The organism is uncultured Flavobacterium sp. (assembly GCF_963975005.1).
Classification (GTDB): domain Bacteria; phylum Bacteroidota; class Bacteroidia; order Flavobacteriales; family Flavobacteriaceae; genus Flavobacterium.
Genome location: NZ_CAXBFR010000013.1, coordinates 1 through 26,220 on the forward strand (window position 1 = coordinate 1; position 26,220 = coordinate 26,220).

The following is a 26,220-nucleotide window of genomic DNA, read 5'->3' on the forward strand; positions in this document are numbered from 1 at the left end:
TGTGAACGATTCCTGTTCCGTCTTCTGTGGTTACGAAATCTCCTGAAATTATTCTAAAAGCATTTTGTGCGTTTTCATTTGGTAAAGCTAAAGGCATTAGTTGTTCGTAACGAATTCCAACTAAATCAGCACCTTTAAACTCAGTTAAAACTTGAAAAGGAATTTTTTTATCACCTTCTTTAAAATTTTCAAAATCCGTAGATTCTGTACTCTCAAAAAAACCTTTCGTAAATTGCTTTCCAACTAAATTTTTAGCTAAAACTACTTTTGTTGGTCGAAAAGTATATTGATTAAAAGTGTCAACCAAGACATAATCTATTTTTGGTCCGACTGTTAAAGCTGTATTTGAAGGCAAAGTCCAAGGAGTTGTAGTCCAAGCTAAAATGTGAATGTCTCCAAAACCATTTAAAAATTCTGGTAAAGACTCATTTAATGCTTTAAATTGAGCTACAACGGTTGTATCAGTAACATCTCTATAACTTCCTGGTTGATTTACTTCGTGAGAAGACAAACCAGTTCCTGCTTTTGGTGAATAAGGTTGAATTGTATAACCTTTATACATCAAATCTTTATTGTAAATTTGTTTCAACAACCACCAAACGGTTTCCATGTACTTAGATTTGTAGGTAACATACGGATCATTCATGTCTACCCAGTAACCCATTTTTTCAGTTAAATCATTCCAAACATCCGTATAACGCATTACGGTTTTTTTACACGCTTCATTATATTCTGACACAGAAATTGTTTTTCCGATATCTTCTTTAGTAATTCCTAATTCTTTTTCGGTTCCTAATTCAACTGGTAAGCCATGGGTATCCCAACCTGCTTTTCGCTTAACTTGAAATCCTTTTTGTGTTTTATAGCGACAAAAAATATCTTTAATTGCACGAGCCATTACGTGATGAATTCCAGGCAATCCGTTTGCAGAAGGAGGTCCTTCAAAAAACACAAATGGTTGGTTTCCTTCACGAGAAGTTACAGATTGTTCAAATATCTTGTTTTCTTTCCAAAATTTAAGGGTTTCTGATGCTACAGTTGGTAAGTCAAGTCCTTTATATTCAGTAAATTTTGTGCTCATTTTATCGTTTTCTTAAATCAATTTGCGAAAGTAAGGAATTTTGAAAAAAAGAACACCGATTTAGTTAAAATTCATCAAATTTTTATGATAATTTTAGATTTGCTAAGGCAATACTAAAAATTATGAAAAAACTTCCTTTAAAACATCAAGAGATTTAGGTTTTCTGAATCCGTCTAAGTGAACAGCATAAAAATCGAGAAGAATTTTTAGCAATAGTTGTCTTTCAACGGAAGCAAAATTATTTTGAATATCATCAAATTTTAAATCTATCAATCTATTTAATAAACTGGTTTCGTGTTTCGACAAACAACTTGTTCCTTGAAATAGCGAAAAAACACCATCAATTGTTTCGAAATAAGGCAATTCTCTTTCTGAAACATCTGGATAAAAACCTAAATATTTTGTCATTTCCAAAAGTAGAATTAAATGAAAATTAGAAATTTCGTCATGCGTATCTAACCATTGAAAAGCTGTTTCAAGAAAGGAGAATAAGTTTTCGTTTTTTTCTTCTTCTTTTATGCTGTGATGTAATACTTCTGAAAGAAAAATTACGATTGTACTCTTAAAAATATTGGTATTAATAGATTGATAAGGAAAAGCCAATTTGATTTCCTTAAAGTGCTCTAAATTTCCTTTATTCTTATGATTGGCTTCAATTTCAAGAATGTTTAGGGGTTGAAAATAAGCGATTTTTTGATTGCTTTTTTGGGAAGAAAATCCGTTTCGAACGAAATATGATTTTAAACCATCAGATTGTGTAAAGCATTTGACAATAAGGCTTTTCTCTTGAAATTTTAACACAGAAAGAACAATCGCTTTGGTTTTTACTTGCATTTCTTATTTGATAATTAACGAATAATCATGACTTTTTTGACTTTGGTTTCAATTCCGTCTTCAGCAGATATAAAAATCATATAAACTCCTGATGCTACTCTATATTTTCCAAAAGCAGTTGTATCCCATTCAATAGTTCCTCCTTCTGAAGTAGTTTCGTGAACAAGATTTCCTTCAATATCAGTTATTTTTATAGTTGCTTTGTCAATTAATCCGCTAATCTTAACAGTACCATTAAAATCTGGTCGAACAGGATTTGGATATACATACACATTTGACAAATCGTCGCTTGGTTTGGTGTTTACTCCTAGAAAAGAAATTAGGCCTTTATCAGTTGCCATAAAAACCTCTCCAGTTACCTCGTCAATTTCTAAATCTATTACGTTGTTGCTAGGCAATGGCGAATTTGCTTTTGTAAAATGATATATTGTTTGTTGTCCATTTGAGGAAACCTGAAAAACTCCAGCTCCCGATATTGACACCCATTTATTATTTGCTCCATCAACTGCAATATCTAAAACAGATTGTTGATAAAAAAGCTCTTGCGCTAGACCGTCTTCCTCAATGATAATAGAATTTGTAACAATTTCAGTTTCATTAATAAATTTATCTACAGATAATGTTCTAAGTCCTCTATAAGTTCCAATCCAAAGTTGATTTCTATTGTCTATAGCTAGACAACGAATGTCATTATTAGGAATATTGCCATCTTCATCTTTAATTACAATAAACTTGTTATTATACTTTTCGTTAAAAGCAATTAATCCATTTGCTCTAAAAGAAGGAATCCATTTGGTACTGTTTTTATCTATTACTATTTTTGAATATCTCTCAAAAAAGGGTTCAACTAAATTATTTGACAAATCATATGATTGCCATGTTCCATTTTTTTTAAAAACCTTTAATCCTTTATTAACCCATGCATTTGTTACCCATAAATTTCCTTCTTTATCAAAGGCTGAGCCATTTATTCTAACTGAAATATAGCTTGGACTATTTGTATCTACAAGGGATTCTAAACCATTTGGCCCTGTATTTGATTGATTGTATAGAAATATCTCATCATTATTTATTTTTAGTAAACCATTCTCATTTGAACCAATATAAACTTCATTTTCATTACTAGGGTTTGGAACAATATCAGTTAATGACGTTGCTCCAAGTAAATCTGAATAAGGAATAAAATCCCAACCCGTTTGATTGTTATATTTACTAACCGGAAACTCTCCCAATGTTGGATTATAAGAATTATACGTTCTGTCATAATCACCATAAGTTGCCCAAAGCGTTTGTGATGTTTTTTTTACTCGGAAAATATAATTTTGAACGGGTCCATTTGGAGAAAGCAATTCAAAACTAATTGGATTTGATAATTGCGTTTGAAAAAGTCCTTCTTTTTCTGTCCCAATAAACAAATCATTACCAATAGTAATAGCGCAAGTAAACAAGTTAATATTATCTGGGATTTGTGTAATATGAGCAACTGATGAAAACAAAATATCTAATACATAAACGTGATTATTACATGTCACTATCAAATTATCTTCAGTAGATATGAACTTTATTCCTGATTGAGGAAGAGAAAAAACATTCTGAAAAGAAGTGCCATTGTGCTTGTATATATTGTTATCCGTATTTAGGGCAACTAATTGATTATTAAAATTAGTAATTCCAATCCAAAAACCAGTATCAAATGTAGTCCACTGATTATAATCTATAAGGTTAGGGCTTGTTATTAAAGCCTTTTTTATTCCTTCTGAACTAGTTACTGCATAAATATCCCCATTAAAAACAGTTGTTTGAAGAATTGGAATGTCTTGACCACCAGATCCTATATAATATGAATCTTCAAATTCTAAATTATTTAATTTTAATACTGTAATACCATAATTTGTTGATATATATATTTTATCATTAAACTCATAAAAATGGTTAATGGTTTTCATGTTTGGAGGCACAGGAACTTCATTAATAATATCAACTTTATTGATAATTGTGCCGTCATCTTTGGTTATTATCAACAATCCATTGTCATTCCCCGTCAAGGTTAAATTATAATTTTGACTATAATAAACAGAAGTGATTGTTTCTGGCTTAAAACCATCAATTGAATTTTTTATATTTAATTCACTGCTAATTAAATCTTTAGAAAACAAAGCATTTTCAGTTGCAGCTACAACTTTTGTATTTCCGTAAGAAATGTCAATAATTTGATTGTAGGAATAGTATCCTTTCCAAAGCTGATTAGTTTGTGAAAAAGAAACGACTGAAAATAAAAGTAATAAAAGTGTTTTTCTCATTTGAATTATTTGATGCAAATATAATACAAACGTTTATATTTAAGTTTTATGATAAAAAAAGCTCTTCAAATTGAAGAGCTTTTAAAAATTTATTTAAAAAAAGTAATTTACACTACTCCTTGAGCTAGCATCGCATCAGCAACTTTAACGAAACCTGCAATGTTTGCACCTTTCACGTAGTCAACATAACCGTCAGCATCTGTACCGTATTTTACACAAGCTTCATGAATATTTGCCATGATACCTTTTAATTTTTCATCTACTTCTTCACTTGTCCAAGCTAGACGTAGCGAATTTTGAGACATTTCTAAACCTGAAGTTGCAACACCACCAGCATTAGAAGCTTTACCTGGAGCAAATAATATTTTTGCTTTGTGGAATACTTCAATTGCTTCTGGAGTTGAAGGCATATTTGCTCCTTCAGCCACACAGATACATCCGTTTGCTACTAAAGTTTTTGCTTCTTCATCGTTTAATTCGTTTTGAGTAGCGCAAGGTAATGCAACATCACATTTAACTTCCCAAGGACGTTTTCCTTCTACAAATTTTGCATTAGGATATTTTTTTGTGTATTCTGAAATTCTATCGAAATCAACATTTTTAATTTGCATGATATGAGCTAATCTTTCAGCATCAATTCCGTCTGCATCATAAATATATCCAGATGAATCAGAAGCAGTAACAACTTTTGCACCTAATTCTGTTGCTTTTTGCATTGCATATTGCGCTACGTTTCCTGATCCAGAAACCACAACAGTTTTACCCTTAAAACTATCTCCTTTAGTTGCTAACATGCTTTGAGCAAAATAAACATCTCCATAACCTGTTGCTTCTGGACGAATTAAAGATCCTCCAAAAGAAATTCCTTTACCTGTTAATACACCTGTAAATTCATTTCTTAGTCTTTTATATTGACCAAACATAAAACCAACTTCTCTTCCTCCTACACCAATATCTCCAGCTGGAACATCAGTATTCGCACCAATATGTTTAGACAATTCAGTCATAAATGCTTGACAGAAACGCATAATTTCATTTTCAGATTTTCCTTTTGGATCAAAATCAGCTCCGCCTTTTCCACCACCCATAGGTAAAGTTGTTAAACTATTTTTAAAAGTTTGTTCGAAAGCTAAGAATTTTAATATACTTAGGTTTACTGATGGATGGAAACGAATTCCTCCTTTATATGGTCCAATAGCTGAATTCATTTGAATTCTATAACCTCTGTTTACTTGAGTTTTTCCGGCATCATCAGTCCAGACAACTCTAAACATAATAATTCTTTCAGACTCTACCATACGCTCTAAGAGCATTTTGTTTTGGTATTTTTTATTTTCTTCAATAAAAGGGATAACTGTTTCTGCTACCTCTTTAACAGCCTGCATAAATTCAGGTTCATTTGGGTTTCTTTTAGCAACCGCATCAATAAATGATAAAATATTTGCACTCATAATAGTGTGATTTTGTATTAGAAAAAACGTTTTCGTAATCGTTGGCAAATATACATTTTATTGTAATATTAATATTGAAGTTTTAATAATTATACATAAAATTTAACTGATTTTTAGCAATTTGGAATATACTTTACTTGCTTAGATTGTCAATTATTTAAAATTTATAGCCTTTTTTAGTCTTTTTTGGCTTATATTTTTCAATGTGGATATTGTTTTTATATATTTGTGGTTCAAAGTAATAAAACCCAAATGTTGAAAAAATTAATTATTCCGTTTTTTTTCCTTCTTTTTATTGGTGTAAAATCACACGCTCAATTTGGTAGAACATATCAAGAAGTTGGAATTATGGCTGGTCCAGTGTTTTTTAAATCAGATTATGGTGAACGTGGTGATTTTGAAAATTTCTCAAAAAACATGGGATATTCAGTTGGTGCTTTTTACTACTTTTCATTCATTGAAGATTATGCAAGTTTAAGAGAAAATTTCAAACTTAGATTAGATGTTTCCTATATGAAAACAGAATTAGAGCATTTTGGAAAATATGTTGACCCTTCAAAAACAAGTACTGTGGCAAACCAATTGAGGGCTATGAATGGCTCTACAAGTACAATAAACTTAGGGTTGCAAATGGAGTTTTATCCATGGAAAACAGACGATTACAATAGAGGAACTACTTTTTCTCCATATATAAGTTTTGGTGGTCAAATGGGTTATTATACTTCCAAGGTCAAATCTGATTTAGGAGCAATAGGCATACCTCAAACAACACCAATAAAATATTTAAATGGAACAAGAAATGAAAGCCGTCCAGTAGCTTCATTGACATCGAGTGTTGGTGTTAGATACAAAATAGATGACTATAACTCATTAATATTTGACTCTAGATTACAATATTATACTTCAGACTGGGTTGATGGTTTAAATCCTGACAGAAAAACATATACTGAAAACAAAACCAATGATTATTCAGTAACTTTTAATTTTGGTTACGTTTATTACTTTAACTAGAATTTAGATAAATTTATATGTTAAGCTCTGTTTTTCAGAGCTTTTTTTATTCTACAAGGTAGTATTTACCAAGTTAAGTATTTCATAAAACGAAATAAATCAGCAAAACCATTTAACCATGTAATTCCCTAATTAATAATTTATTTTTTAATTAGGGAGACTTTTACATTCAAAAGTATTCTATTTAAAAAGGCTAGACTTTTTATAATAAAAAAAGAGTATCATAAATATGATACTCTTTTTTTATTAAATTTTATAAACCTTCTTTTTAGTTAATAATAATTTTTTTAGTGAAAGACAATTCATCTCCTTCGAGTTTTAACAAATAAATTCCTGATTGTATTGACTGAAGATTAATTGATTTTTCAGTATTAAAATCATTCATGTTTTGATTAAATACTTTTCTACCATTAATGTCATATAATTCGATATTTAATTTACCGTTATATTTAGCAATAGCTATGTTTAACAACCCATTTGAAGGATTAGGGAAAACTCTAATCATATCTTCATTATTAAAAAGGCTTGCTTTTAACACACAGTTTGGTCCTGGGGTAGGTTCGGTAAAGTTTTCAACTTGGTCAATTGCAGAAGAATTTGATCCTGATGAAGCTCCAACACCAACACCTCTTCTAGCAAAAACTTGCCAAATTAAACAAAAGTCTTGCCCTCCAGTAGTAGCTTGATCTGCAGCTATAATTGCATCTCTAAATTGAACTGTAGATGGACTACAAGGTTGAAGTTTTAATCCGTCAATTACTAACTGCATTACTTTGTTATTTCCACCCGTTCCGTTATAAATATTTGAATCAAAACCATATTTATCAATATAAGCCCAAGATAAATCCCATAAAACAGCTGTCATAAATTCTCCTCTGTTGTGAGATTCTGTGTCGTTTGAGTTATTGAAAGTAAGTGGATTAATTGTCATATCTGTTGAATATGGAAAATTTCTAATTCCACCTCCTTGAGGATTTTGGCCTACAGCAAAAGTACCAATACCTTTTGGTGTTGAACCAATGTCTCCAGTTTTTAATTGCATCATTAAAGCAAACCAATCAGACCAACCTTCTCCCATTTGCTCTGCATTTTGCAAACAACTAGAATTAGAAGCTCCACCGGTTAATCGATTTGAAATTCCATGCCCATATTCATGAGCAATAATACCATTGTCAAAATCTCCGTCTGAATTTACAAAAGATGATACTGGAGTTGTAATTTGAATTTTTGCATTTACTGTTTCAACTTTAATTTTAGCAATTAAAGCATAACCAACAGCTTTAGTTACACTTATTGCAGGAATAGTTATTGTCGCATCAGCTCCTGACATATTAATTCCCGCAGGAACTGTTGCTGAAGGATCTACATTATTCACAATCACTACTGCAATTGCACCAGCTGCTTGAGCATTTAATACTTTTTCTACAAATGTACATGGAGTTCCCCCTAGCGTTGCTGCTGTTGATCTTCTTATTACTGCAATTTTTCCATTAACTGCTGCGGCATTAACTGCTGCACTGCAACCGTCAGCATTATCTGTTTGACCAACATCTGGTGTTCCGTCATCAAATAGAACCAAATCTGCTTGAATCATTGCAGGAGCAACTGGCAAATCTACATGCCCTGGATTAAAAACGTTATCTCTTCCTTCTCTTGGTCCTGCAATGTCTGCTGGAGAATTAATTGTTAAAGGGTATAATGTTGGAGGAACATCCCATAGATACATCTGCATTCTTGGTTTTGATCCATCAATTGGAGTAGCAAAATTAGCATTGTTTAAATTTGGAGTAACTCCTCCTCCATCTTGAGCTTCTGCATTTACAGCATCCCCTAAAAAAGTTGAAAGACCTCCTCTTCCATAGTTATTTCTTTGAAAGTTTCCGTTTGCTTCATTAAATCCATATTTATACCATACATCATGCATCATGTTATTCATGTAATATAAATTTGTAGTTGCTGCAGGCAAATATGTTGAAGCCACTGCACCTGTCCCTACATAAGGAAAATCAAACATTAAAGAAGCTGATCCATCTGGACTTGTTCCGCCAGTGTTGTTTGTATCAACATCATCATAAGCGAAAACATTATTTCCATTTGTAATAGTAAATTCAGCACCTGTTACACCATTTACATCATGCCAACCATAAGGAGAAGCTAAAGCGTCTTCTGGATTAGAAATTAATTGTCTAGCAATATGACTCGGACTTTCATAGTTATAAGGAATAACTCTGTAAGATCCAGATTGAGGGTTAAGCATTGTGTTACTGAACTCATTAAATCCAACTTTATTAAAAAAGAATTCATTAGTATGATTATGATTTTTATGGTTAGTGTCGCCAAAAGAACAAGATATAACCCAATCATGCTTTTCTATTAGCTGATTTGTTATTGCATCAATTCTAACACTCCATAAATGCTTTGTATCTTGAGAATAAAAATTTAAATCCCAAGCTAAACGAACATTTTTATTTTCTAAAACATGATATACCAATGCTGCTAAAACTGGACTGTCTGTTTGATTTCCATTAGATAATTTAAATTTTCTAGTAGAAACTGTTTCAATAATTTGTGAATTTACCGAACTGTCATTTAACAACTGTCTTGCATTTGATAGAGCATCTAATAAAGAAACAGATGGCGAAATCGCGTTTATTTTTTGAGCAAGATTAGGTACAAATGCATTATGCATGTTAATAACCTCTCCATTTTTTATCCAAACATTTGAATTTGATTGATAAACTTCAATACCTTGATGTTGTTGTTTGATATAATAATTATCAATTTTAGTTGATTGTGAATTGGCTTTGCTTTCAACAACCCAGTCAGATATGTCTTGTGTTGATAATCCGAATTTTGCCTTATTATTATTTAAATAATTTTGAATTTTCGCAGTTGGTTCTTGCGAAAATCCTATACTAATTGTAAATAAAAACAAGAATAGTAATGTTTTTTTCATAGTTTCTTAATAGTTTAATAATCACAAATATATACTTTTAGAGTATAACTAAAAATTATTTTTTGTGATATAATTGACTTTTAACCTTTGTTTGATTCTATTGTATTGTACAGTTGTAAAGCTTTTCCGTCAGTTAGCATAGATACAAAATGGCAAATATGCAATAATCTATCGTATTGGTTTTCTTTTTGAAATTGATACCTTTCTGGCAAGACTTTTAGAATTAAATTATCATAATTAGAAGCTTTTCCTTCTGTTTTATTGTTGTAAGCAATACAGAATTTATCTAAAAGTGTATTAATTACTTTGTAACCCATTAACTCTTTATCAATTACTTCTCTACTTTGATATACGTTTTTAACACTAATTTGGATTATATCATCCATTTGTGCTGCATATTGACTTTTATCCATCAAAGCAAAAGGAAATTCTCCTTTTAAAATTGCTTCTTCATTTTCTACAAAAATCTTTACAGCGTCTTGAATCAAACTTCCAATGGCTAATGCTCTTAAATAACTAATTCTGTCTTCTTTAGTAGTTAGCGAATTGTATTTTTTTGAATCAATTCCGTTTTTGACTAATTTTATTAAATATTCTAAGGCAAATTCTTCTTGAATTAAACCTAGATTAATTCCGTCTTCAAAATCTATTATTGTGTAACAAATATCATCAGCTGCTTCTACTAAATAGGCTAATGGATGACGTTCAAAACCAATATCATTTCCTGATTTATTTTTAATTAAGCCTAAATCTTTCGCAACATCATTAAAAAAGGATTTATCCTGCTGGAAAAAACCATATTTTTTATCACAAATTTTTGAAGTTGGCTTTTTTGGTAAACTTTCTTTGGGATATTTCATAAATGCACCCAAAGTAGCATAAGAAATTCGTACCGAACCTTCTACTCCTTCTCTTGAAGTGGTTAGCACTGAGAAACCATTAGCATTCCCTTCAAAATCAATTAAATCTTGCCATTCTTTTTCTGAAAGTTTATTTTTAAATTGTTGTCCGTTTCCTGTTTTAAAATATTCTCCAATTGCTTTTTCACCTGAATGACCGAAAGGTGGATTTCCAATATCATGTGCTAAGGAAGCCGCAGCAACAATTGCTCCAAAATCATTCATTTGATAACCGTGTATTTCTGACAAATAAGGATACTTTTCAATGATTTTCTTGCCAACTAACCTTCCTAAAGAACGTCCAACTACAGAAACTTCTAAACTGTGCGTAAGTCTGTTGTGAACAAAATCTGTTTTAGACAATGGAATGACTTGAGTTTTATCTTGTAAACTTCTAAAAGCTGAAGAAAATATTATTCTATCATAATCAACTTCAAAACCTAAACGGGTATCGTCTTCTTCTTTTCGAAGTCTTTTTCCTGTATCACCTTGTCTTTTAAGCGACAATAGTTGTTCCCATTTCATCATTGGATATACGTTTTAATAATTTAAAAAAATTTCTTCATACACATACTGGTTTTTACACCAACGTATTGTCCATAATTAGGCATATCTTGGTATTCAAATTTTCTGTATAAGGTTATTGCGTTTTCTAATTTCTGCGAAGTTTCAAGAACACAAGCCTTATAGTTAGATTCCTTGGCCCAGTTTTCTAATTCGGTAAGAATTTTTGAAGCGATTCCTTTTCCTCTTGCTTCAGGCAAAACAAACATTCTTTTTAATTCTACAGTTTCAGTATCAAATTCTTTAAAAGCGCCACAACCTAATGGTGTTTGATTTACGTAATAAACAACTACATTGTTTATGTAAATTTGATTGAATTTTGCAAAAAAATCCTTTTCATCACCATCTATATCAACCAAATATTCATCAAATAATTTAGTTAAGTGGTTAAAATCTTCATTTTCTGAAGTTGTTCTAAGCAGGAGGTGATTCATAAAATTAATTCTTTGAAAATTTAAATTTCAATGCCTATTTCTGAAATTGAATTTCGGCTATTTTTTATTTCTTCATATTTCTTTAAATCGACTACTACAGTATCTGTCCATGTATCATGCCAACCTTTATCATCGTTTCCTAAAAACGACAAAAATTCAAAAGGAACAATTCTGCTTAAAGTTCTCATCAAAATCTTTTCTGACTCAGGTTTTGAACCATCTAACATAAAAACTTTTGTATTGGTAATATATTTACCAATTGTTCTTCCGTTTATGCTTTCAAAAATCACATAATAAATTAACAGAAATAAGAAACCTACTAAATACTCCGTCACAGTACTCATGTTCTCCAAAGCAATAATAATATCTTGATCACCTAGAAAATAAGCATACAATGCAGCTACAAGTCCTAAAAGAAACATTAGTATTATTCTAATGATATAATCTATGACAAAATTTGCCAATCTTTTACTTTTTGAGGCAAGCATATCCTTGGTAATTCGTATATTATCTTGAGGCTTTGTATGCATATGCTTATTCTTTATCGTTCGCTAGGAAGAATACTCTTGACTTTTTTGGATACTTGTCATAACTAATATCACTTGGGTTTTCGATAACTGTTTTTAGATTCACCTCATCACCTATTTTGAAAGAGGCAACAGTGTATTTGTAATCCAGTAAATATGGACCACAGAAGAAATTTCCATCTGCGTCTTGCTCAATAATTCCTGTATGAACTCCTTTTTTTTCTTTTGCCATGATTGCTTAATTTTTATTTTTTCAAATATACTTCAAAAAAGCAAAACAGCCTACAAATTAATGAAGGCTGTTTTTATTGATATTTTAAAACAATAACAAGTATTTATATTTCTTAATTATTTCGCTAATTACCTCTTCTGTTAATTCATGTCCTTCTAAAGTTGGAAAACCTTCCCATCTTACAATTCCGTCGGGATCAATTAGAACACAATGTGGTATTCCTTTTGCTTGATAAATATTTTTTAAGGTTTCATTTGTGTCAATAGCATTATAATATTCTATTTTTACCTTTTTAAAGTTCTCAATTTTTTCTCTTGATTCATCACTTATACCAATAACAACTAAGTCTTCTTTAAATTTTTTATGAAAAGAATTTAATTCAGGTATTGCTCTTATACAAGGCCCACACCAAGTTGCCCAGAAATCTATCAAAATAAATTTGCCTTTGCTATCTGGTTCAGAAGAAATCCACTCCTCAACAACCAATTCTGGAGCTTTTTCATTAAGAAAAGACTTTGCCCAAAGCTGTTTAGTTTGTGAAAACGAAACAAACGAATACATACAAATGAATAAAAATATAATTTTTTTAGATTTCATATATGGATAATTTTAGTGATTTATAAATTGATTTTTATTACTTATTAATAATTACTTTCATCAAATATACTTTAAAAAAGCAAAACAGCCTACAAATTAATGAAGGCTGTTTTTTTTATAAACTCTATTCTGATATTGTTCATTAAGAACCACACATTTCACAATCATCTATATCAGCATTTCTGGCTAATTCAATCATTGCTTTATATTCTTCTGCGGTCATTTCAACGGGTTCGTTTACTACCGAAATAGTTTCTAATTCTGGTTTAACCATTGGTTTTTCGACAGCTTTTTCTTGAACTGGTTCTGCTTTTTTATCGTTATTTAAGGTAAACTTAATAGCATCAACTGCTGATTTAGTTCTTAAATAATACATTCCTGTTTTTAAACCGCTTTTCCATGCATAAAAGTGCATTGAAGTCAACTTAGAATAGTTGGCATCTTGCATAAATAAGTTTAACGATTGTGATTGGTCAATGAAATAACCTCTATGACGAGACATGTCAATGATATCTTTCATAGAAAGTTCCCAAACTGTTTTATAAAGTTCTTTTAAATCTTGAGGAATATCTAAATCTTGAACAGATCCATTATTTCTCATTAACTCTTGTTTTAAAGTCTCATTCCAAAGTCCTAAATCAACTAAATCGTGTAATAAATGCTTGTTTACAACTATAAATTCACCTGAAAGTACTCTTCTAGTATAAATATTTGAAGTATACGGTTCAAAAGCTTCGTTATTACCTAAGATTTGAGAAGTTGAAGCTGTTGGCATTGGAGCCACTAAAAGAGAATTTCTAACTCCATTTTTCATTACTTCTTTTCTTAAGCTTGCCCAATCCCATCTTCCTGATAATTCTTCGTCATTGATGTTCCAAAGATTGTGTTGGAATTCACCTTTTGAAATTGGAGAACCTTCAAATGTTGAATAAGGTCCTTCTTCAATAGCCATTTCCATTGAAGCTGTTACAGCTGCAAAGTATAATGTTTCAAAGATTTCTTGGTTTAATTTTTTGGCTTCATCACTAGTAAAAGGCATACGAAGTAAGATGAAAGCATCTGCTAAACCTTGTACTCCTAATCCAACTGGACGGTGACGCATATTTGAATTTTCTGCTTCTGCAACTGGATAATAGTTTCTATCAATTACTTTATTTAAGTTTCTTGTCACTCTTTTAGTTACAGTATAAAGTAAATCGTGATCAAATTTTCCGTTTTCCACAAACATTGGTAAAGAAATAGAAGCTAAATTACAAACTGCAATTTCGTCTGGAGCAGTGTATTCCATAATTTCAGTACAAAGATTTGAAGAACGAATAGTTCCTAAATTCTTTTGATTTGATTTGCGGTTTGCTGCATCTTTATACAGCATATATGGTGTTCCTGTTTCAATTTGTGATTCAAGAATTTTTTCCCAAAGTTCTCGAGCTTGTATGGTTTTTCTCCCTTTTCCGGCTGCTTCATACGAAGTATATAATGTTTCAAATTCATCCCCATAAACATCACATAAACCTGGACATTCATTAGGACACATTAAAGTCCAAGCAGCGTTTTCTTCAACACGTTTCATAAATAAATCTGAAGTCCACATAGCGAAGAATAAATCTCTTGCACGCATTTCTTCTTTTCCTGTATTCTTTTTCAAATCTAAAAATTCAAAAATATCTGCATGCCATGTTTCTAAATAAATAGCAAAACTTCCTTTTCTTTTTCCACCACCTTGATCTACGTAACGAGCTGTATCATTAAATACACGTAACATTGGAACAATTCCGTTTGATGTTCCATTTGTTCCTCTAATATACGAACCTGTTGCACGTACATTATGAATTGAAAGTCCGATTCCACCTGCAGATTGTGATATTCTTGCTGTTTGTTTTAATGTATCGTAAATTCCATCAATACTATCATCTTTCATGGTTAAAAGGAAACATGATGACATTTGAGGTTTTGGTGTTCCTGCGTTGAATAAAGTTGGTGTTGCATGCGTGAAGAACTTTTTAGACATTAAGTCATAAGTTTCTAAAGCAGATTCAATATCGTTTAGGTGAATTCCGATTGAAACACGCATTAACATATGTTGTGGTCTTTCAACAATTTTTCCGTTTATTTTTAATAAATAAGAACGTTCTAATGTTTTGAAACCGAAATAATCATAATTAAAATCTCTGTTGTAGATGATATAAGAATCTAATACCGCAGCATTTTCTTGAATAACCTTATATACTTCTTCTGATAAAAGAGGTGCTTCTTTTCCTGTTCTTGGGTTAACATATTCAAACATTTCTGTTGCCGTTTCTGAAAAAGACTTCGTTGTGTTTTTATGTAAATTTGAAACTGCAATACGTGCAGCTAGTTGTGCGTAATCTGGATGAGAAATTGTCATTGATGCAGCTGTTTCTGCGGCAAGATTATCTAATTCTGATGTACTAACACCATCATAAAGACCTTCAATTACTCGCATTGCAACTTTTACAGCGTCTACTAAATCATTTAAACCATAGCAAAGCTTTTTTACACGATCTGTGATTTTGTCAAAACTTACTGGTTCTTTGTGCCCATCTCTTTTTACTACGTACATACTCTTTTTTGTTTTTTGAAAATAGAAAATCCCTTCCCTATAATCGGGTTATTTGTTTTTTTTGTTGCTTAGTAGCTGAGCTACTAAGTTTAAAAATCAGCGTCGAAACTAATTTTTTGTGCTTCACTATCTGTGTTCATTACACCAGCTTTTTGGTATTCTGCTACACGTTTTTCGAAAAAGTTTGTTTTTCCTTGAAGCGAAATCATATCCATAAAATCAAATGGATTTGATGAGTTAAAAACTCTTTCACAACCTAATTCCACCAATAATCTATCCGTAACGAATTCTAAATATTGTGTCATTAATGTTGCATTCATACCGATTAAACTCGCAGGTAATGACTCTGTAATAAATTGACGTTCGATATTTAAAGCATCTACAATAATTTCTTTGATACGTTCTTTTGGTACTTTATTTATTAAGTGATGATTGTGTAAATGAACGGCAAAATCGCAGTGCATTCCCTCATCACGAGAAATTAATTCATTTGAAAAGGTTAATCCTGGCATTAAACCACGTTTTTTCAACCAGTAAATTGAACAAAAAGATCCTGAAAAGAATATTCCTTCAACTGCAGCAAAAGCAATTAATCTTTCGGCAAATGAATCTGAATCTATCCATTTTAAAGCCCAATCTGCTTTTTCTTTAATAGCTGGAAATGTTTCAATTGCGTGAAACAATTTGTTTTTTTCAGCCTCATCTTTCACATAAGTATCAATTAAAAGCGAATAAGTTTCACTGTGAATGTTTTCCATCATAATTTGGAAGCCATAAAAGAATTTTGCTTCAGGATATTGCACTTCATTTACAAAGTTTTCAGCTAAATTTTCGTTTACAATTCCGTCTGAAGCAGCAAAAAATGCTAAAACATGTTTGATAAAATAACGTTCATCATCGTTTAATTTATTATTCCAATCGTTTAAATCGGTATGCAAATCAATCTCTTCTGCTGTCCAAATACAAGCTTCTTGCTTCTTATACCATTCCCAAATGTCTTGGTGTTTGATTGGGAAAATCACAAATCGATCTTTATTTTCCTGTAAAATTGGTTCAACTGTTGTCATGATAATATATTTTGGGTTGTAAATTTGAGCACTTCTTGATGTTTACAAAGTTGGCAATTTATTGTCTGAAATGAAAGCCAAACTTATCCACAATCAAGGGAAGTTTTTAACAAAGAGTAAAAAAAGTCTTGCTAAAAAAATTTTATTAAAGTCTTGTTTTTCAGTGCTTTATAAAAGTAAAATTTAACTAAAAAACCCTAGAACCATCAGCAAACACCTTAGACGAGAGCATTTTGGACAAAGAAATATATGTTGTAAAAATTATGTCAAAAGAGCTTCGGGAAAAAATTAAACTTAAAATAATCACAAAACCATAAAATTCAAGTTTGCATTTTATACTTTAGATTTGAAATTTAAAAACAAAAACTTATGAAATTATTTGACTGTTTAATTATTGGATTGATTTCCATTCCTATCTTTTCTCAAACAATTAAAGTAGAATACAAATCTGAAAAGAAAATAAGTGAGGAAAGATTACTTGAAATGCGTGAACATTATAGAAAGCCAATTTTAAAAAACTATTATTATACTTTAGTGCTTTCTAATAATATTGCTAGTTACAAAACAAATAAAAACGTAATTGACAATACAGTTTATAATGACGATGAAAAAGAATTTATAAAAGGACAAGACATAAATTTGTACAAGAACTTTGTAAAAGACATTAATAGCAATATTTTTTATGGAAATTTTAATTTACGCGAAGATGCATATAGTATAAAAGATAGTTTAATTGATAGAGAATGGAAAATCACAAATGAAACAAAAATAATTTCCGATTATAAATGTTTAAAAGCAATTTCAAATAAGAATTCGTTCGAATTGACTGCTTGGTTTACAGAAGATTTAGATGCAAAAACTGGTCCTGATTATTATGATGGTTTACCAGGTTTAATCCTTGAAATTGACACTAAACACATGAATATTTTAGCTGTAGATGTAAAAGTTGAACCTGAAACAACAATTATAGATTTACCTGTTTTTGACGGAAAAACTTATACATTTAAAAGTTTAGATGAAAAATTAAACGAACCTAAAACAAGTACATTTACAATTGGAAATACAACTACAACTACAACAACAATTCGGAAAAAATTAGACTAAATTATTTCTTCATTTCGGCAGCCACTTTTTCTAAATCATCATACCATTCTTGTCCAAATTTTCGAATAAGTGCTTCTTTCAAAAATTTATAAACGGGTACATCTAATTCTTTTCCTAAAGAACAGGCATCATCACAAATATGCCATTTGTGATAATTTACAGCAGAAAAATCTGCATATTCTTTTACACGAACTGGATATAAATGACAAGAAACAGGTTTTTTCCAATCTATAATTCCCTGATTATAGGCCTGTTCTATACCACAAAGAGCCGTTTTTTTATCAAAAATTACATAAGCACAATCTTTTCCTCCAATCAATGTAGTTTCTGGCTCACCATCAAGACCAACAACAGAAGTCCCTTGTTCTTCTATAGCTTTGATTCCTTCTTTTCTTAAAAAAGGTTTTATTTTTGGATAAATTTCTTTCAATTTTTCAACTTCAGATTGATCTAAAGGCGCACCAGCATCACCATCTACACAACATGCTCCTTTACAAGCAGAAAGGTTACACACAAACTCTTTTTCAAGAATATCTTCAGAAACGATGGTTTTGTTTAATTGAAACATTGTAGTTTATTTAGCTGGCAAAGATAAGAAATTGATTGTTGTTTATGGAAAGATTTACATCTTTCAAGCTATTTTATTCTTTTGAGTGATAATCTATCGTTAAATTCAAACTTAGCTTGATGCATTATTATTATATTTGCACCAAATTTGACACAAATGATTAATTGGAAAGAAATATTTACTATAAGCATGATTCTTTTTGCTGTAATTGATATTATAGGAAGCATTCCTATCATTGTCGGTTTGCGAAGCAAAATTGGTCATATTCAATCTGAAAAAGCTACTATTGTTGCAGCTATTATTATGATTGCCTTTCTGTTTGTTGGAGAAGAAATTCTAAAACTTATTGGAATTGATGCTAATTCTTTTGCTGTTGCAGGTTCGTTTGTATTGTTTTTTTTGGCTTTAGAAATGATTCTTGGTATAAATTTATATAAGGAAGACAACCCGTCAACTGCTTCAATTGTGCCTATTGCTTTTCCGTTAATTGCAGGTGCAGGAACAATGACGACAATATTATCATTACGTGCTGCTTATGATAAAATAAACATTATCATTGCCATTCTTATTAATGTTATAGTAGTTTATGGTGTTTTAAAGTCTTCTGGGAAAATTGAACGTTTATTAGGTGTAAACGGAATAGGAATTATAAGAAAAATATTTGGCGTAATTTTGTTAGCCATAGCTGTAAAATTATTTGCAGCCAACATTAAAGGATTGTTTATTTAAAAATAAAATATAATGAAAATATTTAGCTACGTTGTAATTGTATTGGCATTGGCCTTAATCATTTTTAATTTTTCAAAAGTTAATTTTGATAGTCCATTTGAGGGAAATAGTTCTGTTGCCTTAATTGGTGTTGTTTGTGGTTTTTGTGCTATTTTTTTAATGGTAATTTTTAGATTATCAAAAATGGTTGAAGAAAAAACTAAGGATAAATAACAGTAAACAATCTAGATTATGTTTGATGTATTAATTATTGGTGGTGGTGTTTCTGGTGTTTCCTGTGCTTTGGTTTTAGGTTCCGCAAAGAACAAACCTTTTGCTGCCGATAAGAAAATTGGAATCATTATACATCAAAAAGCTTCTTCTTTGCAAAATGCTGTTTTTAATAATGCTTACGGAATTCCTCCAGGGAAATTAGGCTCTGAATTATTAGAAGAAAGTGTTGAATATTTGCAAAAACTTTATCCGCATGTTGAACAAATTGATGGTGAAAAAGTAACTTCTTTGGAAGACAAAGGTGATTTTTTTAAAATCACTACAAACAAAAGAGAATACCAAACCAAAATAGTCATAGTGACAATTGGAGCAGGAAATCCTTTTACTATAGTTGGTTTAGAAGATTATATTCAACCTCATCAAAAATTACCTGCAATTAAAAACAGAATTCAACTTAAAAATACGGATCACTTAGTTAAAGAAAATCTTTATGTAGCTGGCGTTTTAGCTGGTCATAGAAGTCAACTATCAATTGCTGCTGGAAGTGGAGCTGCAGTTGCTACCGATATCTTGACTTTATGGAATGATGGAAATCATTCTATGGTTCATGATGCTTTGGGTAAATAATTATTTTTTCTTCATCACTTTGTCAATCATTACGTCTTGCGAAAGGATGACTTGATAGTAAGAATCATCATCAAAAAGTTGACGAACAAATTCTGCATATAAATAGATTTTTACTTTTTCTTTTTGAGTAGAAAAGTTTAATAAATAGCCGCTTTGTGCTACATATTCTTTAAAACTATTTAGGTATTTATCCTTACCAACAATTTCTTTCTTCAACTCTTCTTTTGAAAGTTTATTGAAAAAAATTCGGTTATTATCTAGTTGTTCAAAGACAAAGTAATCCACTACTCCTGACTTCATTATCATAAGTGTTGCTTCTTCACCGTGTTTGGCTTCATAAGGCACAAAAACATCAGGTGTAATTCCACCACCACCATAAACTATTCTTCCTTTTTTAGTTTTGAATTTTAAGCTGTCAGCTACTTTAATGCTGTCGGCTTCATATAGCTCACCACTAACAAAACGTTTCTCGAATTCATTAAAATAACCATCCGCTTTATCTTCATAAGGTTTTTGAATGGAACGACCAGAAGGTGTGTAATATCTTGCCACTGTTAATCGAATCATTGAACCATCACCCAAAGGCATTTCTCTTTGTACTAATCCTTTTCCAAAAGAACGTCTTCCCACAATAGTTCCTCTGTCGTTATCTTGAATTGCTCCAGCTAAAACTTCACTAGCAGAAGCACTGTTTTCATTGATTAAAATAGTCACTTTACCTGTTTCAAAATCTCCTTTTTTAGTAGCAAATGTTTTTTCTTCTGTTCCTTTTTTATTGATGGTTTTTACGATTAATTCTTTGTCTTTTAGAAATTCATCAACCATTTCCGTAGCTATTTCTAAATAACCACCGCCATTATCTCGTAAATCAATAATTAACTCTGTTGCACCAATATTTTTTAATTTTAAAATAGCCTTATGAAATTCATCAAAAGTAGTTTCAGCAAATCTATTTACTTTAATATAACCTGTTTTGTCATCAATTAATGTAGCAATATCTACACTTTTTATGGGCACAATATCTCTAGTTACATTTACTTTAAATTTCTTATTGGAAGATTTACGAAATATTGTTAATTCAACGCTAGAACCTTCTTCTCCTTTTAATTTAGCAAATAAGGTTTCGTTAGAAACTTTCTTATTAAACAATTGAAATTTATCGGCAAATAATATTCTATCGCCCGATTTTATGCCCGCTTTGTCAGAAGGGCCATTTTTTATTGGTTTTATAACAACAACGGTGTCTTTGTGTAAATAGAAATTAATTCCAATTCCTACAAAATCACCTTTCATACTCTGGTTTACTTCTTCTACTTCGTTTTTTGCAATGTATACTGAATGAGGGTCAAGATTTTCTAAAATTCCGTTTACGGTTAAATCTACAATAGAATCTGTATTAATATCATCTACATATTCATTATCAATAAGATTTATTAGTTTATTTAATTTTTCAGATTTTGTATTCCGTGAAAAAGTAGCATTAGGTAAAAAATTAGTAATAAAACTTCCCAACAAAACGCCAATAGCAATTGCAAAACTTATTATTATAGGAAGATATATTTTATTAACTTTCATTTTTTTATTGCGTTAAATCTTCAATTAAATCAACTTCTACTCCTGCTTTTCTTAAGAAATCTAAGCCTGAACAATCTTTGTATTCTTGATGATAAACAACTCTCTTAATTCCGGATTGATGAATTAGCTTACTACAATCTTTACATGGAGAAAGTGTTATGTATAAAGTTGCACCTTCACAAGATTGGGTTGAACGCGCTACTTTTGAAATTGCATTAGCTTCTGCATGAAGCACATACCATTTTGTATTATTCTCTTCATCTTCGCAACAATTTTCAAATCCAGAAGGTGTTCCGTTATATCCATCAGAAATAATCATTTTATCTCTAACAATTATCGCACCAACTTTTTTTCGATTGCAATAAGATAATTGACCCCATTCTTTTGCTATTCTTAAATAAGCTTTATCGTATTTCTCTTTTTTTTGTGACATATTATTTATTCCAAATTTCACTTTCGATTATCATGGGCAAAACTACTCCAATTACAAAAGCTGACATAACTAAAGCCCAATCTTTTTTAGAAAATCTAAAGAAAGTTTGAACAATATAAGCTAGGATTAAAACGGCAAAAACGGCAATTAGTTGTGCGGCCTCAATTCCTATTGCAAATTCTAATGACGGAATTAATTTATCAGAAGCATTACCTGGCAAAATTGATTTAAAATAATTTGAAAAACCTAAGCCATGAATTACTCCAAAAAACAATGTGGTTACACCCATAAAAGATAAGTTTCCGTTGCCTTTCGTGTTTTTTCCTGCTGTAAAAAGTGTATAGATTGCAGTAGTAATAATTGTTATTGGAATTAAAAATTCTATCGCATTTGGATTTACATAAATCACGCTATATACCGACAAGATCAATGACAATGTGTGACCAATTGTAAATAGAGAGACCAAAAGCAATACTCTTTTCCAATCTTTAAAAGTATAGGGAATCATTAATGCAATTAAAAACAAAACGTGATCATATGCATTAATATCTAAAACGTGATTGATTCCAACTTTAAAATACAACCAAAATTCTGACATTTGTAATTTGTTTAATAATATCAAAACTACAACTTATTTTCAAATTTTTAGAAAGATTAAGAAAAGCTTATAAATAATTTTATTTAAATTCTAAATAAAAGTATATTTGCAGAATTAAAATTAAAACTATGTCATTTTCAGATTTATTTGATAACGAATTCAAAAACAGAAATAAAGGCCATTTTTCGTCAATTGTTAGAGTAGCTTTATCAGATGGTGAATTAACAACAGAAGAAAGAGCGTTTTTAGATAAATTAGCTATTCGTTTAGAAATTTCTCAAGCAGAATACGATGAGATTTTAGAAAGTCCATCTAAATATCCTGTTAATCCTCCTCATTTACATGTTCAAAGACTAGAGCGTTTATACGACTTGTCAAGAATGGTTTATGCTGATCATGTATTGGGTCCAAAACAAAAAGCAATTTTAACTCGTTTTGCTTTGGCATTAGGTTTTACACCAAGTAATGTATCCTATATTGTTGACAAAGCTTTGTCATTATTAGTGTTAAATGTAGATTTAGATACTTTTATTTATGAAATACAACACATGAATAAATAAGAATTATAAAGCATAAAAAAAAGGAGCAATTATTTATTGCTCCTTTTTTATTTTTAATACTTTGTAAATTGAAGTAAAGATGTCTTCTGCAGAAAAAGGTTTAACAATGTAATCATCTACTTTTAATGTTTTGCCTAATTCTTTGTCTTTTTTAATATCATAAGCACTTAAAGCAACAATCTTTGTGTTGTTAAAGTTATCGTTGGTCATTATATATTCAATAGCTTCAAAACCATTCATTTTTGGCATATGAAGATCCATAAAAATTAAATCATATTCTTCGTTTTTAGCCATTTCTATAGCATGCTCACCGTTATTAGCAATGTCCATGTAAAAACCACCATGATTTACTAATAATTTCATCAAAACCAATTGATTAATTTCATTGTCATCAACAATAAGTACGTTAAACTTATTCTTGATATCAATTTTAGTAAATTTTTTGATTGCTTTTCTTGATTTTTGAGACTCAATTTCAGCTTCAAAAGGCAAGGTTATTTCAAATGCTGAACCTTCATTTAATTTTGAATCAAAAGAAAACGAACCATTCATTAATTCTATTAATTTAGTGACGATTGACAATCCTAAACCAGAACCTTCAATATCTTGATTGTGTAATTTCTTGAAGCTTTCGAATTGATTATTGCTTGTTTTTTCAAACCCAATACCAGTGTCTTTTATACTAAATTTTAATCTAACATTTTTAGCTCTTCTGTAATCTAAAGAAATTTCAAAAACTACTTTACCTTCGTCGGTATATTTATAAGCGTTATCTATAAGATTTGTTATGATTTGTACAACTCGATTATAATCACCAATTAAATTACTTGGAACTTTATTAGAAATCACAACCTGAAATTCAATATTCTTTAAAATAAATTTTTCTAAATAAACACGTTCAATGTTTTTTATTAATTCATCTAAATCAAACGAACCACTTGCTATATTAAATTCACCATACTCTATTTTAGATAAGTCAAAAACATCACCTACTAATCTATCCATATGAGACATGGAAGAACTAATTGTTGATAATAATTCTTTCTGCTCGTAAGTAAGATTTTCTTTTTTAAACAATTCTAACAAACCTAAAACTCCAGAAATAGGTGTTCTTAAGTCATGGCTAATGGAAGCTAAAAATTTGTTTTTAAAACTTTTTTCTTCGTTTAATTTTATATTTTTTTTATTTTCATGAAAATTAGAAATAAACAGTTCGTTTTTATCTTGTGTTACTTCTTGAATTTCTTTGTAGTAATCGGATCTATCAAAAATTAACAAAAAAGGATTTTGCTTATTCGAACCAGAATACACTATAATATCGGCAATAATATTTATATCACCTATTTGCAATAATATTATTTTGAAAATTTCTTCCGTGTCTTTTGTTTGAATAATAGTATCAAAAACTTCAAAAAAAGGATGAATATCGTAAATCGTTTTGGCTTTATTTACAGGAAATAAATTGTCGTCTGAAGCTATAATTTTTCCATTAAAGTCAAACTCCATTTTTTGAACAATTACATTCAAATAAGTATCTATTGTTTTTTGAATCATATGTTATTTAAAAAATTTAATCCTAATTTATTGAAAATTTCTTCAACATTTTCACTTGTCTTTGCACTTGTAAAAAAATCTATTGGATAGTTTATTTCTTTTTGAAATTCTTTTTTATCTATTAAATCTACTTTGTTTGCAATGGTTAATAATTGTGCTGATGGATAATTTGACTTTAAATAATCAACCTCACTTTTAATATTAACATATGTTGTATTTCTTGTAGGGTCAATTACATACATAAAGCCTGAAGTTCCTATTAAATGCGACTTTCTTACCTTTTCTACATCATCTTTTCCTTCTAAATCCCAAATTACAAACGTTAGTTTTTGTCCATTAACTTCTATTTCCTTTTTAAAAATATGAACACCAATGGTAACCTTATAATCATCGGTAAAAACATCATCCACAAAACGTCTAATGATGGAAGTTTTACCTACACCAAAATGACCTACTAATACTACTTTTTTTGAACTAATCATTAAATAACGATTCTATTAATTTGTTTGTGACTTTTGAGTCTTCTACTAACTTTTCTTTTTTGTGTTTTGAAGCAAAATCTAAAATTTTATCTTCTAAATCATCTTTAAATTCAGAATTAAATGATCCTGAAATTACAGCAGCAACGTAATAAGAAGACATGTTTTGAATATAAATATTATAAAATTCATATTGAATTAATTCTAAGCTTTGCTCTTCTTTTGTAAATGCATCTTCAACAAAACTTTTAATGGCAGTTAGCATTCCAGCAATCATGTCTTTATCAATATTTTCTTGACTTTTTGAAACATTTGCAATTAATAAACCTGATCCTTTTTCTATAATAAAAACTTGATCAATTTTTGGTTTGGCCATTTCAGAAAGAATAATACTTTCTTCTGAAACTCCTGTAAAAAAAGATTTAAATTTACGCTTCCATTTTTTTATTGAAAAAGTACTTTGAACTTGGCTATTTATGCTTTCAGACAAGTTTTTCATTTCTTGCTGAATGTATTTTTTAATCATTTTTCCAATAATAGGAAATAATGCTTCTACAACTTGATCTTGAGAATCTCTAATTTGAATTTTTAATGCTTCTGTAATTGTTGGTCCTAATTTAGAAGGAATTTCATCTGCAAAAGTTTCAATTTTTTTATCAATTATGGGATTAATTTTTTCAGAAAGTAATTCTTCTTCGTTTAATGTTTTTTCAACTGATTCTAATTTTTGAAGAATTTGTAACGCAAAATCCCTGTCCTCATTAAGAAGCAGCTGTTTAAGTTTTACTAATTTTTCTGAATCGGTCATTTTTTAGAAAGAATTAATCTTTCATTATCTTTTCTCCCATAGAAACTAATAATGAACCTAATAAATTTCTATCTACTTTTTTGTGATTTAATTCGTCTGTTTTTTCGTTAACCTTATCTTCTAATTCTGTAATACGAATATTTAAATCTGTTGACAAATTATCAATTGTAGTAGAAAGTTCTTTGTGAGTATCTTCGATTAAAGCTTCGATTTCTTCTTTCCTTTTTTCAATGTGACTTTTAATCGAATTAAATTCTGCATCAATTTGTTGAATATTTTCACCAAAAATCAGATTCTTAATTGCTTCCAATCGTTGAGCTGATTCATTAGTGTTTGCAGAATTTACATCAACTTCTTTGTTTTGATTTTTAGACATTTACTATACGTTTTCGTTTGTTTCGGATTTGCAAATGTAAAAAAAAATTAACATATTAAATA

Annotated in this window: 26 protein-coding genes; 6 read left to right on the top strand and 20 right to left on the bottom strand. The window is 30.0% G+C overall.

From position 1 onward, the window contains the following. The 4 genes from AACZ53_RS02885 to gdhA form a co-directional block, all read right to left on the bottom strand. The coding region (locus tag AACZ53_RS02885; RefSeq protein WP_339834559.1) for a class I tRNA ligase family protein at window positions 1–1,081 on the bottom strand (1,081 nt) is incomplete at its 3' end. A 120-nt stretch (window positions 1,082–1,201) separates the two neighbouring features. Beyond that, a complete protein-coding gene (gene recO, locus AACZ53_RS02890; RefSeq protein WP_339834560.1) occupies window positions 1,202–1,915 on the bottom strand; it encodes a DNA repair protein RecO in 714 nt (237 codons plus the stop codon). A gap of 14 nt (window positions 1,916–1,929) precedes the next feature. Further along, the gene (locus tag AACZ53_RS02895) at window positions 1,930–4,215 is read right to left on the bottom strand and encodes a two-component regulator propeller domain-containing protein (protein WP_339834561.1); all 2,286 of its coding nucleotides are present in this window, start codon (window positions 4,213–4,215) and stop codon (window positions 1,930–1,932) included. Window positions 4,216–4,322: 107 nt separating this feature from the next. After that, a complete protein-coding gene (gene gdhA / locus AACZ53_RS02900; protein ID WP_339834562.1) occupies window positions 4,323–5,666 on the bottom strand; it encodes an NADP-specific glutamate dehydrogenase in 1,344 nt (447 codons plus the stop codon). Window positions 5,667–5,918: 252 nt separating this feature from the next. Here gdhA and AACZ53_RS02905 point away from each other — a divergent pair, with 252 nt between their 5' ends. After that, window positions 5,919–6,677 carry a glutamate dehydrogenase gene (locus tag AACZ53_RS02905; protein ID WP_339834563.1) on the top strand — a complete coding sequence of 253 codons (759 nt, stop codon included), beginning with the start codon at window positions 5,919–5,921 and terminating at the stop codon, window positions 6,675–6,677. Between the two features lie 268 nt (window positions 6,678–6,945). On the opposite strand, the gene AACZ53_RS02910 is transcribed toward AACZ53_RS02905, so the two are convergent. The 8 genes from AACZ53_RS02910 to AACZ53_RS02945 all read right to left on the bottom strand — a co-directional run bounded on the left by AACZ53_RS02910 (window position 6,946) and on the right by AACZ53_RS02945 (window position 16,534). Then, on the bottom strand, window positions 6,946–9,633 hold the full coding sequence (locus AACZ53_RS02910; protein WP_339834566.1) for a T9SS-dependent M36 family metallopeptidase: 2,688 nt from the start codon (window positions 9,631–9,633) through the stop codon (window positions 6,946–6,948). A gap of 80 nt (window positions 9,634–9,713) precedes the next feature. Further along, window positions 9,714–11,057 (bottom strand): deoxyguanosinetriphosphate triphosphohydrolase, encoded by a 1,344-nt coding sequence (locus tag AACZ53_RS02915; RefSeq protein WP_339834629.1) that lies wholly within the window; start codon window positions 11,055–11,057, stop codon window positions 9,714–9,716. 23 nt (window positions 11,058–11,080) lie between these two features. Beyond that, complete coding sequence (locus AACZ53_RS02920) at window positions 11,081–11,530, bottom strand: GNAT family N-acetyltransferase (protein WP_339834569.1); 450 nt, start codon at window positions 11,528–11,530, stop codon at window positions 11,081–11,083. Window positions 11,531–11,550: 20 nt separating this feature from the next. Next, entirely contained in the window at window positions 11,551–12,060 is a 510-nt protein-coding gene (locus tag AACZ53_RS02925; protein ID WP_339834571.1) for an RDD family protein, read from the bottom strand. Window positions 12,061–12,064: 4 nt separating this feature from the next. After that, entirely contained in the window at window positions 12,065–12,289 is a 225-nt protein-coding gene (locus AACZ53_RS02930) for a hypothetical protein (RefSeq protein WP_339834573.1), read from the bottom strand. A gap of 84 nt (window positions 12,290–12,373) precedes the next feature. Next, window positions 12,374–12,886, bottom strand: coding sequence for a TlpA disulfide reductase family protein (locus AACZ53_RS02935; protein ID WP_339834575.1), 513 nt, complete (start codon window positions 12,884–12,886; stop codon window positions 12,374–12,376). A 142-nt stretch (window positions 12,887–13,028) separates the two neighbouring features. Further along, the gene (locus tag AACZ53_RS02940; protein WP_339834577.1) at window positions 13,029–15,467 is read right to left on the bottom strand and encodes a ribonucleoside-diphosphate reductase subunit alpha; all 2,439 of its coding nucleotides are present in this window, start codon (window positions 15,465–15,467) and stop codon (window positions 13,029–13,031) included. Between the two features lie 89 nt (window positions 15,468–15,556). After that, window positions 15,557–16,534 carry a ribonucleotide-diphosphate reductase subunit beta gene (locus AACZ53_RS02945; protein WP_339834580.1) on the bottom strand — a complete coding sequence of 326 codons (978 nt, stop codon included), beginning with the start codon at window positions 16,532–16,534 and terminating at the stop codon, window positions 15,557–15,559. 369 nt (window positions 16,535–16,903) lie between these two features. On the opposite strand from AACZ53_RS02945, the gene AACZ53_RS02950 reads away from it, so the two are divergent. Further along, on the top strand, window positions 16,904–17,638 hold the full coding sequence (locus AACZ53_RS02950) for a GLPGLI family protein (protein WP_339834583.1): 735 nt from the start codon (window positions 16,904–16,906) through the stop codon (window positions 17,636–17,638). Between the two features lies 1 nt (window position 17,639). Here the strand turns inward: AACZ53_RS02950 and AACZ53_RS02955 are convergent, their stop codons facing one another. After that, window positions 17,640–18,206, bottom strand: a complete 567-nt coding sequence (locus tag AACZ53_RS02955) for a DUF3109 family protein (protein ID WP_026716708.1) — start codon at window positions 18,204–18,206, stop codon at window positions 17,640–17,642. A gap of 156 nt (window positions 18,207–18,362) precedes the next feature. Here AACZ53_RS02955 and AACZ53_RS02960 point away from each other — a divergent pair, with 156 nt between their 5' ends. From AACZ53_RS02960 to AACZ53_RS02970, 3 genes are read left to right on the top strand one after another with little or no spacing between them, the layout of a single operon-like run. Next, window positions 18,363–18,935 carry a MarC family protein gene (locus tag AACZ53_RS02960; protein ID WP_339834585.1) on the top strand — a complete coding sequence of 191 codons (573 nt, stop codon included), beginning with the start codon at window positions 18,363–18,365 and terminating at the stop codon, window positions 18,933–18,935. 12 nt (window positions 18,936–18,947) lie between these two features. After that, window positions 18,948–19,148, top strand: coding sequence for a hypothetical protein (locus AACZ53_RS02965; RefSeq protein WP_026716710.1), 201 nt, complete (start codon window positions 18,948–18,950; stop codon window positions 19,146–19,148). Between the two features lie 18 nt (window positions 19,149–19,166). Then, complete coding sequence (locus tag AACZ53_RS02970) at window positions 19,167–19,775, top strand: FAD-dependent oxidoreductase (RefSeq protein ID WP_339834590.1); 609 nt, start codon at window positions 19,167–19,169, stop codon at window positions 19,773–19,775. Here AACZ53_RS02970 and AACZ53_RS02975 read toward each other — a convergent pair whose 3' ends face one another. From AACZ53_RS02975 to AACZ53_RS02985, 3 genes are read right to left on the bottom strand one after another with little or no spacing between them, the layout of a single operon-like run. Further along, on the bottom strand, window positions 19,776–21,350 hold the full coding sequence (locus tag AACZ53_RS02975) for a S41 family peptidase (protein ID WP_339834592.1): 1,575 nt from the start codon (window positions 21,348–21,350) through the stop codon (window positions 19,776–19,778). Window positions 21,351–21,354: 4 nt separating this feature from the next. Continuing rightward, complete coding sequence (locus AACZ53_RS02980; RefSeq protein WP_026716713.1) at window positions 21,355–21,783, bottom strand: dCMP deaminase family protein; 429 nt, start codon at window positions 21,781–21,783, stop codon at window positions 21,355–21,357. A gap of 1 nt (window position 21,784) precedes the next feature. Then, the gene (locus tag AACZ53_RS02985) at window positions 21,785–22,381 is read right to left on the bottom strand and encodes a HupE/UreJ family protein (protein ID WP_339834595.1); all 597 of its coding nucleotides are present in this window, start codon (window positions 22,379–22,381) and stop codon (window positions 21,785–21,787) included. 128 nt (window positions 22,382–22,509) lie between these two features. Here AACZ53_RS02985 and AACZ53_RS02990 point away from each other — a divergent pair, with 128 nt between their 5' ends. Further along, complete coding sequence (locus AACZ53_RS02990; protein ID WP_026716715.1) at window positions 22,510–22,941, top strand: TerB family tellurite resistance protein; 432 nt, start codon at window positions 22,510–22,512, stop codon at window positions 22,939–22,941. 33 nt (window positions 22,942–22,974) lie between these two features. On the opposite strand, the gene AACZ53_RS02995 is transcribed toward AACZ53_RS02990, so the two are convergent. From AACZ53_RS02995 to AACZ53_RS03010, 4 genes are read right to left on the bottom strand one after another with little or no spacing between them, the layout of a single operon-like run. Beyond that, complete coding sequence (locus tag AACZ53_RS02995; RefSeq protein WP_339834598.1) at window positions 22,975–24,495, bottom strand: response regulator; 1,521 nt, start codon at window positions 24,493–24,495, stop codon at window positions 22,975–22,977. Further along, window positions 24,492–24,977, bottom strand: a complete 486-nt coding sequence (locus AACZ53_RS03000; RefSeq protein WP_339834601.1) for a Rab family GTPase — start codon at window positions 24,975–24,977, stop codon at window positions 24,492–24,494. Before AACZ53_RS03000 ends, AACZ53_RS02995 begins: the two co-directional genes overlap by 4 nt. Beyond that, a complete protein-coding gene (locus AACZ53_RS03005) occupies window positions 24,970–25,782 on the bottom strand; it encodes a cell envelope biogenesis protein OmpA (RefSeq protein WP_339834602.1) in 813 nt (270 codons plus the stop codon). Before AACZ53_RS03005 ends, AACZ53_RS03000 begins: the two co-directional genes overlap by 8 nt. Before the next feature lie 13 nt (window positions 25,783–25,795). Then, complete coding sequence (locus AACZ53_RS03010; RefSeq protein WP_026716719.1) at window positions 25,796–26,158, bottom strand: hypothetical protein; 363 nt, start codon at window positions 26,156–26,158, stop codon at window positions 25,796–25,798. Window positions 26,159–26,220 lie beyond the last annotated feature (62 nt).